Consider the following 13,352-nt stretch of genomic DNA (forward strand, 5'->3'; position numbering starts at 1 on the left):
ACCGCCACAGCGGCGTTGTCGTCTCTCGAAGCCCAACCCCGGGGCGTCTTCGCTCCTCCGCCTTGCTGTGACGGCATTCCCGAACCACAGGGCGGTATGGGCCCCGGCGGGTGAATGGTCGTGCAGGAATCCTGCGCGGATGTGATCGGGGTCACTCCACGCGTACTAGCGTCGGAGTCCCCGCTCGCACCCACCCCCGGAGGTCCCCATGTCGTCCCCACTCCCGAACGCCTTCTCCGACTTCGACCGGTATCCGCTCACCTTCGGGCCTTCGCCGGTCCACCGCCTCGACCGTCTGAGCGACGCCCTCGGTGGCGCCCGGGTGTGGGCGAAGCGGGAGGACGTGAACTCGGGTCTCGCCTTCGGTGGCAACAAGACTCGGAAGCTGGAGTACATCGTCCCCGACGTCCTCGCCTCGGGCGCGGACACGCTCGTGTCGATCGGTGGCTACCAGTCCAACCACACCCGGCAGGTCGCGGCCGTCGCCTCCCACCTGGGGTTGAAGGCCCGCCTCGTCCAGGAGAAGTGGGTCGACTGGTCGGACCCCGTCAACGACCGGGTGGGCAACATCGAGCTGTCCCGGATCATGGGCGCCGACGTCCGCCTCGACCCCGCCGGATTCGACATCGGCATCCGGTCGAGTTGGGAACAGGCCCTCCGGGAGGTCGAGGAGTCCGGTGGGACGCCCTACCCGATCCCGGCGGGCGCCTCGGAACACCGCCTCGGCGGTCTGGGGTTCGCCAACTGGGCGTACGAGGTCGCCGCACAGGAGGAGGACCTGGGCGTCTTCTTCGACACGATCGTCGTGTGTGCCGTCACCGGTTCGACCCTCGGCGGGATGATCGCAGGCTTCGCCGCCCTCGAGGACGCCGGTGGTCGCCCCCGGAAGGTCCTCGGGATCGACGCCTCGGCGACCCTGGAGAAGACGCGGGACCAGGTGGGGCGGATCGCCCGGCACACGGCGGAGCTCATCGGCCTCGGCCGCGAACTGCGCGACGACGAGATCACCGTCCTGCCCGGCTGGGAGGGACCGGCCTACGGGATCCCGGACGACACGACGGTCGCGGCGATCCGCCGGACCGCCGAATTGGAGGGCGTCATCCTCGACCCGGTCTACGAGGGCAAGTCGATGGCCGGACTCATGGACCTCGTCACTGACGGGACGATCGGGGCCGACTCGACGGTCCTCTACGCCCACCTCGGCGGCCAGTTGGCACTCAACGCCTACTCCACCATCTTCGACTGAGTCCGACGCAGCCCCGTCCCCGGTCCACCTGCTAGGTCATCGTCATCTGCCGTACCGATGCCCGGCAGTCTCCCGTGATTGCCGGGCGTCGGTACGGCAGACGACGATGAGGTTGCGCCCGGGCCTGAGCCCTGGGCCCCGAACCGCGGGCGGGAAAATCAGATCAGGCGGTTGGTGATCGCGCCGATCCCGTCGATCTCGACCGTCACCTCGTCGCCGGCCTCCAGCCAGGTCTGCGTGGCCATCCCGACCCCTCCCGGCGTGCCGGTGAAGACGAGGTCGCCGGGTTCGAGCGTGATGATCGTCGACAGGTAGGACACGAGATCCGCGGGTCCGAACACCAGATCGCCCGTGGAGTCCTGCTGGCGCACCTCGCCGTTGACCCGGGTCGTGAGGGTCGCGCCGGCCGGGTCGAACTCGTCGGTCGTGACGACGACGGGGCCGACGGCCGACGAGGCCTCCCACATCTTCCCCTGCCCCCACTCCTCGGTCCGCAGCTGGTAGCCGCGCATGGAGAAGTCGTTGCCGACGGTGTACCCGGCCACGTGGTCGAGGGCCTGCTCGGCGGGGATCCGGCGTCCCTCCTTCCCGATGACGAGGACCAGTTCGCCCTCGTAGTCCAGGCGTTCGTCCTCGGCGGGTGCCAGGATGTCGGCGCCGGGCTCGGCCAGCGAGCGGGCGAACTTGGTGAACACCGTCGGGTACGTGGGCAGCTCCATCCCCACCTCGAGGATGTGGTTGCGGTAGTTCAGCCCGATGCAGAAGACCTTCCGTGGCTCCCGCACGGGGCGCACCAGGCGCGCCTCGGACTCGGGCACGACCGCCGCCGAGGCGCCCTCCCCGCTCCCGGCCCCTTCGACAGTCCCAGCGGAGACCGCCTCGACGACAGCGTGGGGACCACGGGGATCCTCGAGGACGGCGCGGACATCGGCGAAGCCGGGGAGGAGTACCCATCCCGCGTCGGTGCGGTGGGCGGCGGAGGTGGTGCCGTCGAGGGAGAGGGTCGCGAGCTGCACGGTAAGACCTTTCGTCGTAAGCGTCGGGCACTGCGGTGGGGTGCCGGGGGTCGGGCGGCGTCGGATACAGCGGTGGGGATGTGACTCGGCTCAATCCAACCACGCACGCGTGCCCGAGGGCAGGGGATGTCCGCCCTCGTAGACTGTCCCGGTGATGAACGACGACTCCACCGCGCCCGTGACCACCGAGCCCGCAGCCCCCGCGAACGACCGTGCCGCCTTCGGGTTCGAGGTCGGCACCCGCCTGGAGTCGGGTGGGCGGACCGGTGTCATCCACACGCCGCACGGCGACATCCGGACACCGGCCTTCATCCCGGTCGGGACGAAGGCGACGGTCAAGGCCGTGAAGCCGGAGGACGTGCGGGACCTGGGCGCGCAGGCGGTCCTCGCGAACGCCTACCACCTGTACCTGCAGCCGGGCGCGGACCTCGTCGACGAGGCCGGCGGGCTGGGGCGCTTCATGTCCTGGCCGGGCCCCACCTTCACCGATTCCGGCGGGTTCCAGGTGATGAGCCTGGGTTCCGGGTTCAAGAAGGTCATCTCGATGGAACTGCCGGACGAACAGAACGACGACGCGGTGGCGACCGGCAAGGAACGCCGCGCGAACGTCGACGAGGACGGGGTGACCTTCAAGAGCCACCTCGACGGGTCGATGCACCGGTTCACGCCCGAGGTCTCCATGCAGGTCCAGCACCAGCTGGGCGCCGACATCATGTTCGCCTTCGACGAGCTCACGACCCTCGTGAACACCCGCGGGTACCAGGAGGAGTCCCTGGAGCGGACCCGCCGGTGGGCCGAACGGTGCGTGGTCGAGCACCGGCGTCTCACCGAGGAGCGGTCCCACCGTCCTTACCAGGCGCTCTTCGGAGTGCTGCAGGGCGCCCAGTACGAGGATCTGCGACGCAGGGCCGCCCGGGATCTCGGGGCCATGGACTTCGACGGGTTCGGTATCGGCGGGGCGCTGGAGAAGGAGAACCTCGGCACGATCGTCGGGTGGGTCTGCGAGGAACTGCCCGAGGCCAAGCCCCGGCACCTGCTGGGCATCTCCGAGCCGGACGACCTGTTCACCGCGATCGAGGCGGGCGCGGACACCTTCGACTGCGTCTCGCCCTCCCGGGTGGCACGTAACGCCGCGGTGTACACCCGCGACGGCCGGTACAACCTCACCGGGGCGACGTACCGCCGTGACTTCGGGCCGCTCGACCCCGAATGCGACTGCTACACCTGCGAGAACTACTCGCGTGCCTACCTCCGGCACCTGTACAAGGCGAAGGAGATGCTCTTCTCCACGCTCGTGACGATCCACAACGAGTACTTCGTCGTGAACCTCGTCGACCGGATCCGCGCCTCGATCGAGGACGGCACCTTCCACGAGCTCAAGGCTGAGGTCCTGGGCCGCTACTACGCCTGATCGTCGACCTCCGCTCGGACTCTCCACGAGTACGAGGCAGATGTCGTTCGACAGGACTCATGTCTCGTAGTCGTGCACGAGTACGAGACAGATGCTTCGTCGAACGACATCTCGCTCGTCGGGAGGACGCCTCAGGCGGCGGAGGCCAGGGGAGACGTGACCGGGGGAACGGTCGGCCGGGACGTAGCGGGCGCCTCGGCGGCGTGGGTGGGCGCGGTATCCGTACCGTCGGGCCCGCAACCGAACGTGCCGCCGGCGCGGAGCTCCAGACTGCGGACGGCGGCCTGGCCGATCGCCTCGCCCCACACCTCGTAGCCGCGGGCGTTGGGGTGGAAGAAGTCCCCGGCGCAGTGGCGGAAGTACTTGACCGGCCACAGTTTGCGATACGGACCGTAGAGGTCGGCGAGGACCATGTCGTGCTTCTCCGCCTGCCGGAGGACGACGGTGTTCGCCGCCTTCACCCGGGTCTCGAAGGGCGGCACGGCGAAGCTGGGGATCGTGCTCACGACGCTGTACCGCGGGAGGCGGGCGAAGAGTTCCTCGAGCGTGTCCTCGAAGACCACGGGGTCGAAGCGCGGGTCGATCATGTCGTTGCCGCCGATGACGCAGGTGACGAGGTCGGGCCCGTGCCCGGTCCGGCCCCGCAGGTCCGTGCACACCCGGTCGAACAGGGGCATCTGGTCGTCGAGCAGGTGCCGGGTGCGGGCCCCGGGGACGGCGAGGTTGGTGGTGCGCACCGCGTGTCCGGTGGACTCGGAGACGTCGTCCTCCACGTGGCGGACATAGCCGAGTTCGGGATCCTTCACGCCCACACCGGCGGCCGCGGAATCCCCGAGGACCACGTAGTCGAGCGCTCCGGGGTGCAGGCCGTCGGCCCCGGTCGCCGTGTCGCCGGCCGCCTGACCCACCCGGCGTTCCCTCCAGAACTCCGGGTGGGCGGCGGACTGTCCCCGCACGGTGCGCAGGGATGCGGCGTAGTAGCCACCGCCGGCCGCGAGAAGTCCTCCGATGGTGCCGAGGACGGCGGTGGTGAGCAGGGGGTGGCGCGTCATCCGTGGGGGTTCCCTCGTGTCAGGCGGGTGGAGAGGGGGCCTGACCAGCGGTGCCGCCCGCGGTCGAGGCGCCTGTCGTCGGCGCGGTGAGGTCCCCGGGAGCCTCCGTGTAGGAGGGCTCCTTCTGCTTGAACAGTCTGATGACCCAATATGTGACCGGCATGAGAAGGACCTCCACGGCCACCTTGTAGACGAATCCGGTGACGATGTAGATGACGAAGTCCCAGCCGGGGATGACGCCCGCGAAGGCGACGACGCAGAAGATGAGGGTGTCGGCGAACTCACCCACCCCCGTGGAGGTCAACAGGCGGACCCACAGGTGTTTCTCACCCATCCGCTCCTTCACCTTCACGAGGACGAAGGCGTTGAGCGTCTGCCCGACCACGTACCCGGCGACCGAGGCGAGCACGATCCGCGGGTAGAAGCCGAGCACCGCCTCGAAGGACTCCTGGGCGGTGTAGCCGGGGCCGGGTGGGGAGATCTGCACGAGCAGGAAGACGGCGACGGCCAGGATCTGCATGGCGAAGCCGGTGAGGATCGCGCGGCGGGCGGCGCGGAAGCCGTACACCTCGCTGATGACGTCGCCGAGGATGTAGGCGATCGGGAACAGGAAGGCACCGCCGTCGGTGACGATCGGACCGAACCCGATCACCTTCGTCGCGCCGATGTTCGAGATGAGGAAGACGCAGCAGAAGAGTGCGAGCACCGTCGCGTAGTACTTGCCGCGGGTGGAGGCGAAAGTGGTGAGGGAGGGGGTGTTTACCGCCGAGGCCGAGGCTGTCGGTCCCGGCCGCCCAGATGCGGGCGTGGTCCGGTCGGTGTGTGCGTCAGGGGCGGACATCGATCTCTTCTCCGCTCGTCAGGGTGACGAGCTGTGTGTAGGTGAGCGGGAACATGGAATCGGGGGTACCACCGGCGGCCCAGATCTCCGGGTACCGCGCGAGCGCCCGGTCGACATACGTGCGGACCGGGTCCGGGTGCCCGGCGGGTGCGACCCCGCCGATGACCTGGCCGGTCGCCTCCTTCACGAGCTCCGGGGTGGCCCGGTCGAGGGAGGCCGCACCGATGAGCCCGGCGACGTGGGCGGTGTCGACCCGGTGGGCGCCGGAGGTCATGACGAGGACGGCCTGCCCGTCGGCGGCGAAGATCAGGCTGTTGGCGATCGCCCCGAGTTCCACCCCGAGCGTGGCCGCGGCGGCCTTGGCGGAGTGGGCGGGCTCCGTGAACAGTCGGATCTCCGCGTCGATGCCGCAGGCCTCCAGATCGCGGGCGACGGCGAGGTTGCGGCGGTGCGGACGCGGGGTGGTCTCGGTCATGGGTACCTTTCGTACGAGAGGGGGAGGGCTGCTGCGGGACCCGCGGGACGACAGGCGTACAGTCGTTCCACGTGAGCGGATCAGCAGACGGACATGATAGTGGGTCGCAGGACCCTCCGTTCGAGGGCTACCTCAAGGGCGATCCGCGCACCAAGCGAGTGGAGATCGGGCTGTTCCTCGCCGGGATCGCCACCTTCACGCTCCTGTACAACACCCAGGCGATCCTCCCGTACTTCAGCCACGAGTACGACATCACCCCGTCACAGGCCGCCATGTCCGTCTCGGCGGCGACCGCGGGACTGGGGCTCGGGCTCCTCGCGGCGGTGCCGGTTTCCGAACGTCTGGGCCGGGTGACGCTCATCCGGTTCAGCCTGCTCGCCTCGACGGTGCTCGGGATCGCCACTGCCTTCACCGACGACTGGTCCCTCTTCCTCGTCTCCCGGTTCGTCATGGGGTTCCTGCTCGCCGGTCTGCCGGGCACCGCGGCGGTGTACATCAAGGAGGAGATCCACCGCAGCTATTCGACCACGGCGACGAGCATCTACATCTTCGGCACCACGATGGGTGGTCTGGCAGGGCGGATCGTCGCGGCGGGGATCATCGAACTCGTGGTGCTCACCGGTCTCGACGGTGTCGGAGGTCTGGGGGCCTCGAATCTCGCGATGCTCGGGACCGCGCTCCTCGCCGCCGTCTGCGCCGGGTTGTGTTGGGCGCTGCTCCCGGCCTCCCGCGGCTTCACCCCGCACCGGGATTCGCCGGCGGTGCTCGTGCGGAAGTTCGGGCGGAACCTCAAGGATCCCGTCCTCGTCGGGCTGTTCCTGCTGGGTGGTCTGGGGATGGGCACTTTCGTCGGCACCTTCAACTCCCTGGGGTACCGCCTGGAGAGCCCGCCCTACCTGCTCTCCGTCGGTGCGGTGAGCCTCCTGTACTTCGTCTACCCGATCGCGGGATACAGCTCCGTCGTGGCCGGCCGGGCCGCCGACCGGTTCTCCCTGCGCGCCGTCATGCCCTTCGGCGGTCTGTTGGGCGTCGTCGGCGTCCTCACGATGGCGCTCCCGCACCTGGCCTTCATCGTCGTCGGGATGGCGGTCATGGCCGTCGGTTTCTTCGTCATGCACTCGCTCGCCTCGGCCTGGGTGGCCGCGCGGTCCTCGGTGGCGACCGGGGCGACGGCTCAGGCGGCCTCGCTCTACACCCTCACCTACTACGTGGGGTCGTCGATCAGTGGCAACCTCACCCCGCTCGCCTGGGAGGGATTCGGCTGGCCCGGCGTGACGACGGTGGGCGTCGGTCTCATGGGGACGGCCTTCCTCATCTCCCTGCTGTTGCGCCGGTCCAAGCCTTCCGCGGTCTGAACGCGGCCGAGGCGCCTGCAACCTCCCTGTCATCTACCGGACAGATGCCCGGCAACCAGGCCGGATTGCCGGGCATCTGTCCGGCAGACACCATGATGTTGTTCGCAGTCACTCGTTCCGGTGGCAGCCGCAGGTACATTCCGGCACATCCGCACCCACGGTGGAAGGCACCTCGGCGGCGGACCCGGTGCTCGTCCCGGTGCGGGCGAGTTCGACGGGGTCCTCGCCCGCGAGGAGGGCGGTGAGGAGTTCCTTCTCCTCGCGTTCCTTGCGCAGGTGGTCGGCGAACCAGCCGGCCAGGCCCGCGGTGACGGAACCGATGAGTGCGATGCCGACCATCATGAGGACGACGGCCACGATCTTGCCGCCGGTGGTGATCGGGTACAGGTCGCCGTAGCCCACGGTCGTCGTCGTGACGACCGCCCACCAGAGGGCGTCGGGGTACGTGGTGATGAGCGCCTCGGGGTGCTCGGCCTCCATGTCGAGGACGGAGAGCGCGCCGAAGAAGATGCAGGTGACGGCGGTGACGCCCACGTAGGCCGCCTGCATGCCGATGAACCGGCCGACGAACACCCGGTTGAGCACCTTGAGCGTGCCGATGACGCGGATGATGCGCAGCGGGCGGAAGAAGGGCAGCGCGATGATGAGCACGTCGTACCAGTGGCGCAGGATGTAGCGGAACCGGCGTTCGGCCAGGCAGACCCGGACGAGGAAGTCGACGGCGAAGGCTCCCCAGGTGGTCCACGTGACGACGCGGACCCAGGTCTCCAGGGTCGGGTCGAGATCGGGCTTCAGCACCGTGATCGCGTAGGCGGCGACGAAGGCGACCGCCATGAGCAAGAGCGGGATCTCGACGCGGCGTTCCCAGCGGGCCACCCGGGAGAGCTCCCGCAGTTCCCGGACGCGGATCCGGGCGGCCGCCTCCTCCCGGCGTGCCGCAGCGGTGTCGGCCCCGGCGGGCGCGCCGGCGGGCGCGGGCGTGTGGTCGTGCGTGGTCATCGTCGTTCCACCTCCGACCCCCGAACATATCGGTTACCGACCACGCTCCGCGAAGTCCTGGGCCGGGAATCGGGCCGGATGTGACCGATCCGGTGCACGACGGGGCCGGTCACCCCTGCGGCAGTGCCGGGCTCAGGCCTGCGGCAGTGCCGGGCTCAGGCCTGCGACGGTGCCGGGTTCAGGCCTGCGGCAGTGCCGACATCTCCGTCCAGGCGTCCCACTCGTAGACCCAGTCGCTCACCTCACCGGAGGTCGGCGTGAGGTCGACCGAGGAATCGCTGATGATCACCGGGTCCCCGTAGATCGCGGACTGGTAGTACTCGTAGGCGCGCTCGTTCGTCAGGTTGATGCATCCGTGGCTCACGTTCCGCACGCCGTGGGAGGAGGCCGACCACGGGGCACCGTGCACGAACTCGCCGTTGTTGTGGATCCGTACCGCCCAGCGGGTGTCGGTCTCGTAGCCCCACCGTTCCGAGGTCATCGTGTACTCGGCGGCCTTCGCCATGACGATGTGCGGACCGTTGTAGGAGGGCGCCTCGGGCATGCCCAGGCTCGCCGGCCAGTCCCAGATCTCCTCGCCGTCGCGGGTGACGACCATCCGCTTGGTCGCCGCCGAGGCCTCGACGATCTGCTCGCGTCCGATCTCGAAGTCGAGCGTCATGTCCCGGGTGCCCTGGGTGTCCGTGCCGAACTGCACACCGCCGAAGGGCAGCGAGACGCTCACCTCGGTGTACGCCGGCCAGTACTCCTCGGTCCGGTAGTGGATCCGCGACTTCCCCTCGTGGTCGGGCAGCCACGCCCAGGACCCGGTGACGTCGATGTCCGCGCCCTCGGAATCCCGCGTCTCGACGGCCAGGCGCGCCTCGACGTCGTCGCGGTACTCCTCCTCGACGTGGGCGGAGAAGTCGATGACGATCGGCGCGCCGACCCCCACGACCGCGTCGTCGCCGGTGACCGAGCGGGCGCGGACCTGCGTGCCGCTCGCCGGGGCCGTCGTCACGCTGCCGGTGACCTCGTGTTCCTCGCCGTCGCCGTCGAGCACGGTCGCCGTCCAGGCGTACTCCTTGTCCCCGGCGAGCCCGCCCGCCGAGATCCAGTGGGTGCCGGTGTCCGTGTCGGCCCCCGCTCCCGAGGCGCCTTCCGTGTCCTCCGCCTCCGCACCCTCGGTGGGGGAGACCGTCGGTCCGGGGGTGCTGTCGGTCGTCGCGGAGGTGTTCGAAGCCGAGGTGCTCGTCGCGGCGAGCAGCGAGGTCGTGGCATCGAGCGCCTGGGTGTCCGGCTCGTCCGTCTCCTCGGGCGCACTCGTGTCGGTGGGGGAGGGCGCCTCGGCGGCGGGGTCCACCGCGGAGAGGACACCTGTGTCCGTGGGGACACGGTCGTTGCCGGTGTCGACGAGTTCGACGGAGGTGAACTCGCCCTCGGCGACGACGAGTTCCAGGTGGTCGCCGGCCTCCAGCTCGACGGGGTCAGCGCCGACGTCCTGGGTGCCGTCGGCGGTGACGAGGGAGACCTCGGGTTCGGGCGCCGGCATCTCCGAGGGCGGGGTGAGCGGCGTCGAGGCGCTGCCGGTGTCGGCGCCTGCGGTGTCGGTGTCCGTGGGCTCGTCCGCGGTGCAGGCGGACAGGGCGAGGACACCGGCGGCGAGGGCAGCGGCGAGGGCGGGACGTCGGAACACGTGTACTCCAGGGGTGAATGGGTCCGTGGCGCAGGGAGGCACACGGACCGGACGACTGGTCGTCAGAGTAGGCCGTGCCACATGACGGTTCGCCGACGACGGGACCGTGATCGTTCACGAACGTGTTGCGATTGCGCTCTCACCTGGGGTTTCGTCAGGAATCGGTGTTGTCGAATCGTGACGGGGAAGTGGCGTCGGCGAGGGCGGCCGCCCGGCGGTGGTGGAGGACCAGGCGGCCGGCGACGAAGGCGAACCCGAAGCTCACCAGCACGGTGAGTGCCGCCGTGTACCCGAAGGCCGGGCGCATCCCGACGAGGGAGCTGAGCGCGGTGAAGACCCCGGAGAGCGTGGCCACACCCAGCCCCATCCCCGCCTGCTGACCGGTCGCGACCAGTCCACCGGTGAGCCCGGCGACGCGGTTGGGCACGGTGTTCATGACGACGGAGACGAGCGGGCCCATCATGAGGCCCTGACCGCCACCGGTGAACATCCCGCAGACCTGGAAGATCCACTGGAACAGGCCCGGTTCCGCCGGGGAGAAGGCGAGTGCGGCGACCCCGGCGAGTCCGAGCGCCTGGACGAAGGCGCCGAGCACCATCACGCGGGGTCCCATCCGCTCCTGCAGACGTGGTGCGAGCGAGGACGAGACGACGAAGGCGGTGGCCAGGAGCACGAGCGCCACGCCGCCGTGGAGCGGTGACCACCCGAAACCCTGCTGGGTGAGGACCGCGAAGTTGTACATGAAGGCACCGAGCATCATGAACAGCAGACACGCGAGCGTGACCCCCAGGCGGACGCCCGGTTCGCGGATGACGTGGAGGGGCAACACCGAGGGGCGGGACGCCAGGGACCGGTGGCGCAGGTGGAACCCGAGGAGCACGAACCCGATCACGGCCCCCACGAGCAGGACCACGGTGACGGTGAAGGTCCGGGGTGTGTCGAGGACGGCCAGGGGATCCATCGACGAGGCGTTCGTGAGCCCCGCGACGAGACACAGGAGGGAGCCTGCGACGAGGACGGTGCCCAGGAGGTCGAGCCCCTCGGGATCGTCCGACCGGGTGTCCCGCATCCACAGGGTCCCGATGAAGGCGATGAGCGCGATCCCACCGATCGAGGCCATGGCCGCCCGCCAGCCGTACTCCACGGGGAAGAAGGTGGTGAGCACACCGCCGAGAATCTGCCCGCCGATCGTGCCGACCCCGGCGATGATCGCGTACAGACTCACGGCCCTCGCCCGTGCGTGTCCGGTGAGCATCGCCTGGACCGAGGAGAGGATCTGTGGCGTCGTGATCGCGGCGGCCACGCCCTGGAGCAACCGACCGACGATGAGTAGTGCGACGTTCGGGGCCAGGGCCGCCAGGGCCGAGGTCGCGATCATCGACAGGACGCCGATCCGGAACAGGCGGCGGCGCCCGAACCGGTCGCCCAGCCGTCCGCACACGATGAGGCAGGCCGCGAAGGAGACGGTGTAGGCCCCGATGACGAGGGCGGTCGCGGCGGAGTCGACGTCGAGGGCCGCCTGGATACCGGGGACGGAGATGTTCGCGACGGCGAAGGTGTAGGTCGACAGGAAGGTCGCGAGGAACAACGGCCAGATGCGCGGCGGGGGAGCGGGCACGGTGGATCCCTCCGTCCCGAGGTCCCGGGCCCCGGAGGTCGGATCGGTCCGGTTGCCAACCCGCAGCCCCGTCGCTTTCATACAGACACCTTAACGGACGTTCGGTCCGCTTTGAAGGGGAGGGAGGGGCGGTCGGCGGACGTCCGGACACGAAAAAGGCTCTTCGCGCACCTGCCAGAGCATGCTTACCCTTGCTTCCTTCCGGACCTGGGGGAGTTCGCAGGATGACACCGCGCGAAGAGCCGACGACCAGTGTAGACGAAACCGGCGGCGGGTCGCGACCGCACAGGAGTGATTCGGTTCACGCGTCCTCGATTGGCAATCGGCTGTTCACTTCCTATAGAGTCTTTCTCGGAGGATTCGCCTAGCGGCCTATGGCGCACGCCTGGAACGCGTGTTGGGTTAACGCCCTCAGGGGTTCAAATCCCCTATCCTCCGCCACTGAAGAAGGCTCCGAGCCCCTCACTCACCGTGAGGGGCTCGGAGCCTTCCGGTATTCACGGCTCGCTCCGGGAGCGTCGTTTCCGTGTGGGTGGGGTCGGGTCCGTAGCGGGTGTTCAGAAGAGTGCGGGCGTGGTCTCCGCTGCCGAGGCGCCCTGTTCTTCCCTGTCCTGCTCGGCCTCCGCTCGGTTCCGGGCGAACCGTCTCTGCTCCGGGGTGTCCTCGTCCTCGCGTGCCTGCAGTCCGTACTCGTGGAGCAGGGGTTCGAGCCGGGCCGCTAGCCACTGGCGGTACTCGGCCGAGGCGTAGGCGGTCCGGTCGTACATCCGCCGGTACCGCGGCAGCAGGCCCGGACGGGACCGGCGCAACCAGGTGAAGAACCATTCGCGCGCCCCGGGGCGCAGGTGCAGGGCGCCGTAGGCGACGCGGTGGGCTCCCGCCACGGCGATCGACCGGACGGCCGTCTCCAGGTGGGCCCGGGAGTCCGTGAGGGCGGGCATGACCGGCATGAGGAAGACGGTGACCCGGAAGCCCCGTTCGGCGGCCGCGCGCACCGTCGCCAGGCGGGCCGCTGCCGTGGGAGTGCCGGGTTCGATCTCGCGGCGCAGGCCCTCGTCGAAGACCGCGATCGACAGGGCGAGGTCGACCTCGACGTCCGCGGCGGCCCGTTCGAGAGCGGGCAGGTCACGGCGGAGCAGGGTGCCCTTCGTGAGGATCGAGAACGGGGTCCGGGATCCGGCGAGGGCCGCGATGATCCCGGGCATGAGCCGGTAGCGGCCCTCCGCCCGCTGGTACGGGTCGGTGTTCGTGCCGAGGGCCACGTGGTCGTGCGCCCAGCGGGGCCGGTGGAGTTCGGCGGCCAGGACGTCCGCCACGTTCGTCTTCACGACGACCTGGCGGTCGAAGTCGGAGCCTGCGTCGAGGTCGAGATAGGTGTGCGTGTTCCGCGCGAAGCAATAGGTGCAGGCGTGCGCGCAACCCCGGTACGGATTCACCGTCCAGGAGAAGGGCATGGAACTGGAGGCCGGGACCTTGTTGAGGGCGGACTTGGCCAGCACCTCGTGGAACGTCACGCCGGCGAATTCCGGGGTCGTCACGGAGCGGACGAAGCCGGGCACCTCGAGGGCACCCGTGGCATCACTCGACTGGCCGTCCCATCGCATGGAACGATTCGAACACATGTTCGGATGTTCGGCAAGGGTGGGGATGGGCTGTGCGGGAGG

11 protein-coding genes, 1 tRNA gene and 1 other RNA gene are annotated in these 13,352 nt (G+C 69.6%); 4 read left to right on the plus strand and 9 right to left on the minus strand.

The window, feature by feature from the left end; all coding sequences use genetic code 11:
• Positions 1 to 208 precede the first annotated feature (208 nt).
• Positions 209 to 1,246, plus strand: a complete 1,038-nt coding sequence (locus tag AAD496_RS02740; RefSeq protein WP_349827101.1) for a 1-aminocyclopropane-1-carboxylate deaminase — start codon at positions 209 to 211, stop codon at positions 1,244 to 1,246.
• Between the two features lie 158 nt (positions 1,247 to 1,404).
• On the opposite strand, the gene AAD496_RS02745 is transcribed toward AAD496_RS02740, so the two are convergent.
• Entirely contained in the window at positions 1,405 to 2,262 is an 858-nt protein-coding gene (locus tag AAD496_RS02745; protein WP_349827102.1) for a fumarylacetoacetate hydrolase family protein, read from the minus strand.
• Between the two features lie 154 nt (positions 2,263 to 2,416).
• Here AAD496_RS02745 and tgt point away from each other — a divergent pair, with 154 nt between their 5' ends.
• Positions 2,417 to 3,673, plus strand: a complete 1,257-nt coding sequence (tgt, locus tag AAD496_RS02750) for a tRNA guanosine(34) transglycosylase Tgt (protein ID WP_349827103.1) — start codon at positions 2,417 to 2,419, stop codon at positions 3,671 to 3,673.
• A gap of 131 nt (positions 3,674 to 3,804) precedes the next feature.
• On the opposite strand, the gene AAD496_RS02755 is transcribed toward tgt, so the two are convergent.
• Genes AAD496_RS02755 through AAD496_RS02765 form a run of 3 tightly spaced genes read right to left on the minus strand, consistent with a single transcriptional unit; the run spans position 3,805 to position 6,041 of the window.
• Complete coding sequence (locus AAD496_RS02755) at positions 3,805 to 4,725, minus strand: SGNH/GDSL hydrolase family protein (RefSeq protein ID WP_349827104.1); 921 nt, start codon at positions 4,723 to 4,725, stop codon at positions 3,805 to 3,807.
• A 19-nt stretch (positions 4,726 to 4,744) separates the two neighbouring features.
• The gene (locus tag AAD496_RS02760) at positions 4,745 to 5,566 is read right to left on the minus strand and encodes a queuosine precursor transporter (protein WP_349827105.1); all 822 of its coding nucleotides are present in this window, start codon (positions 5,564 to 5,566) and stop codon (positions 4,745 to 4,747) included.
• Positions 5,553 to 6,041, minus strand: coding sequence for a YbaK/EbsC family protein (locus AAD496_RS02765; protein WP_349827106.1), 489 nt, complete (start codon positions 6,039 to 6,041; stop codon positions 5,553 to 5,555). Before AAD496_RS02765 ends, AAD496_RS02760 begins: the two co-directional genes overlap by 14 nt.
• Before the next feature lie 71 nt (positions 6,042 to 6,112).
• Between AAD496_RS02765 and AAD496_RS02770 the strand changes: the two genes are divergently transcribed.
• Positions 6,113 to 7,396: an MFS transporter gene (locus tag AAD496_RS02770; protein ID WP_349827107.1), complete on the plus strand. Its 1,284-nt coding sequence runs from the start codon at positions 6,113 to 6,115 to the stop codon at positions 7,394 to 7,396.
• Positions 7,397 to 7,504: 108 nt separating this feature from the next.
• Here AAD496_RS02770 and AAD496_RS02775 read toward each other — a convergent pair whose 3' ends face one another.
• The 4 genes from AAD496_RS02775 to ffs form a co-directional block, all read right to left on the minus strand.
• Positions 7,505 to 8,395, minus strand: coding sequence for a potassium channel family protein (locus AAD496_RS02775; protein ID WP_349827108.1), 891 nt, complete (start codon positions 8,393 to 8,395; stop codon positions 7,505 to 7,507).
• A 178-nt stretch (positions 8,396 to 8,573) separates the two neighbouring features.
• On the minus strand, positions 8,574 to 10,070 hold the full coding sequence (locus tag AAD496_RS02780; RefSeq protein WP_349827109.1) for a L,D-transpeptidase: 1,497 nt from the start codon (positions 10,068 to 10,070) through the stop codon (positions 8,574 to 8,576).
• A 154-nt stretch (positions 10,071 to 10,224) separates the two neighbouring features.
• Positions 10,225 to 11,769 (minus strand): MFS transporter, encoded by a 1,545-nt coding sequence (locus AAD496_RS02785; RefSeq protein WP_349827110.1) that lies wholly within the window; start codon positions 11,767 to 11,769, stop codon positions 10,225 to 10,227.
• Between the two features lie 70 nt (positions 11,770 to 11,839).
• Positions 11,840 to 11,935, minus strand: an RNA gene (gene ffs / locus AAD496_RS02790) — signal recognition particle sRNA small type.
• A gap of 106 nt (positions 11,936 to 12,041) precedes the next feature.
• On the opposite strand from ffs, the gene AAD496_RS02795 reads away from it, so the two are divergent.
• Positions 12,042 to 12,129 (plus strand) — tRNA-Ser (locus AAD496_RS02795).
• A gap of 116 nt (positions 12,130 to 12,245) precedes the next feature.
• Here AAD496_RS02795 and AAD496_RS02800 read toward each other — a convergent pair.
• Positions 12,246 to 13,292: an Rv2578c family radical SAM protein gene (locus AAD496_RS02800; protein ID WP_349827111.1), complete on the minus strand. Its 1,047-nt coding sequence runs from the start codon at positions 13,290 to 13,292 to the stop codon at positions 12,246 to 12,248.
• Positions 13,293 to 13,352: the final 60 nt, after the last annotated feature.

This window comes from Brevibacterium litoralis, assembly GCF_040212315.1.
Classification (GTDB): Bacteria; Actinomycetota; Actinomycetes; order Actinomycetales; family Brevibacteriaceae; genus Brevibacterium; species Brevibacterium litoralis.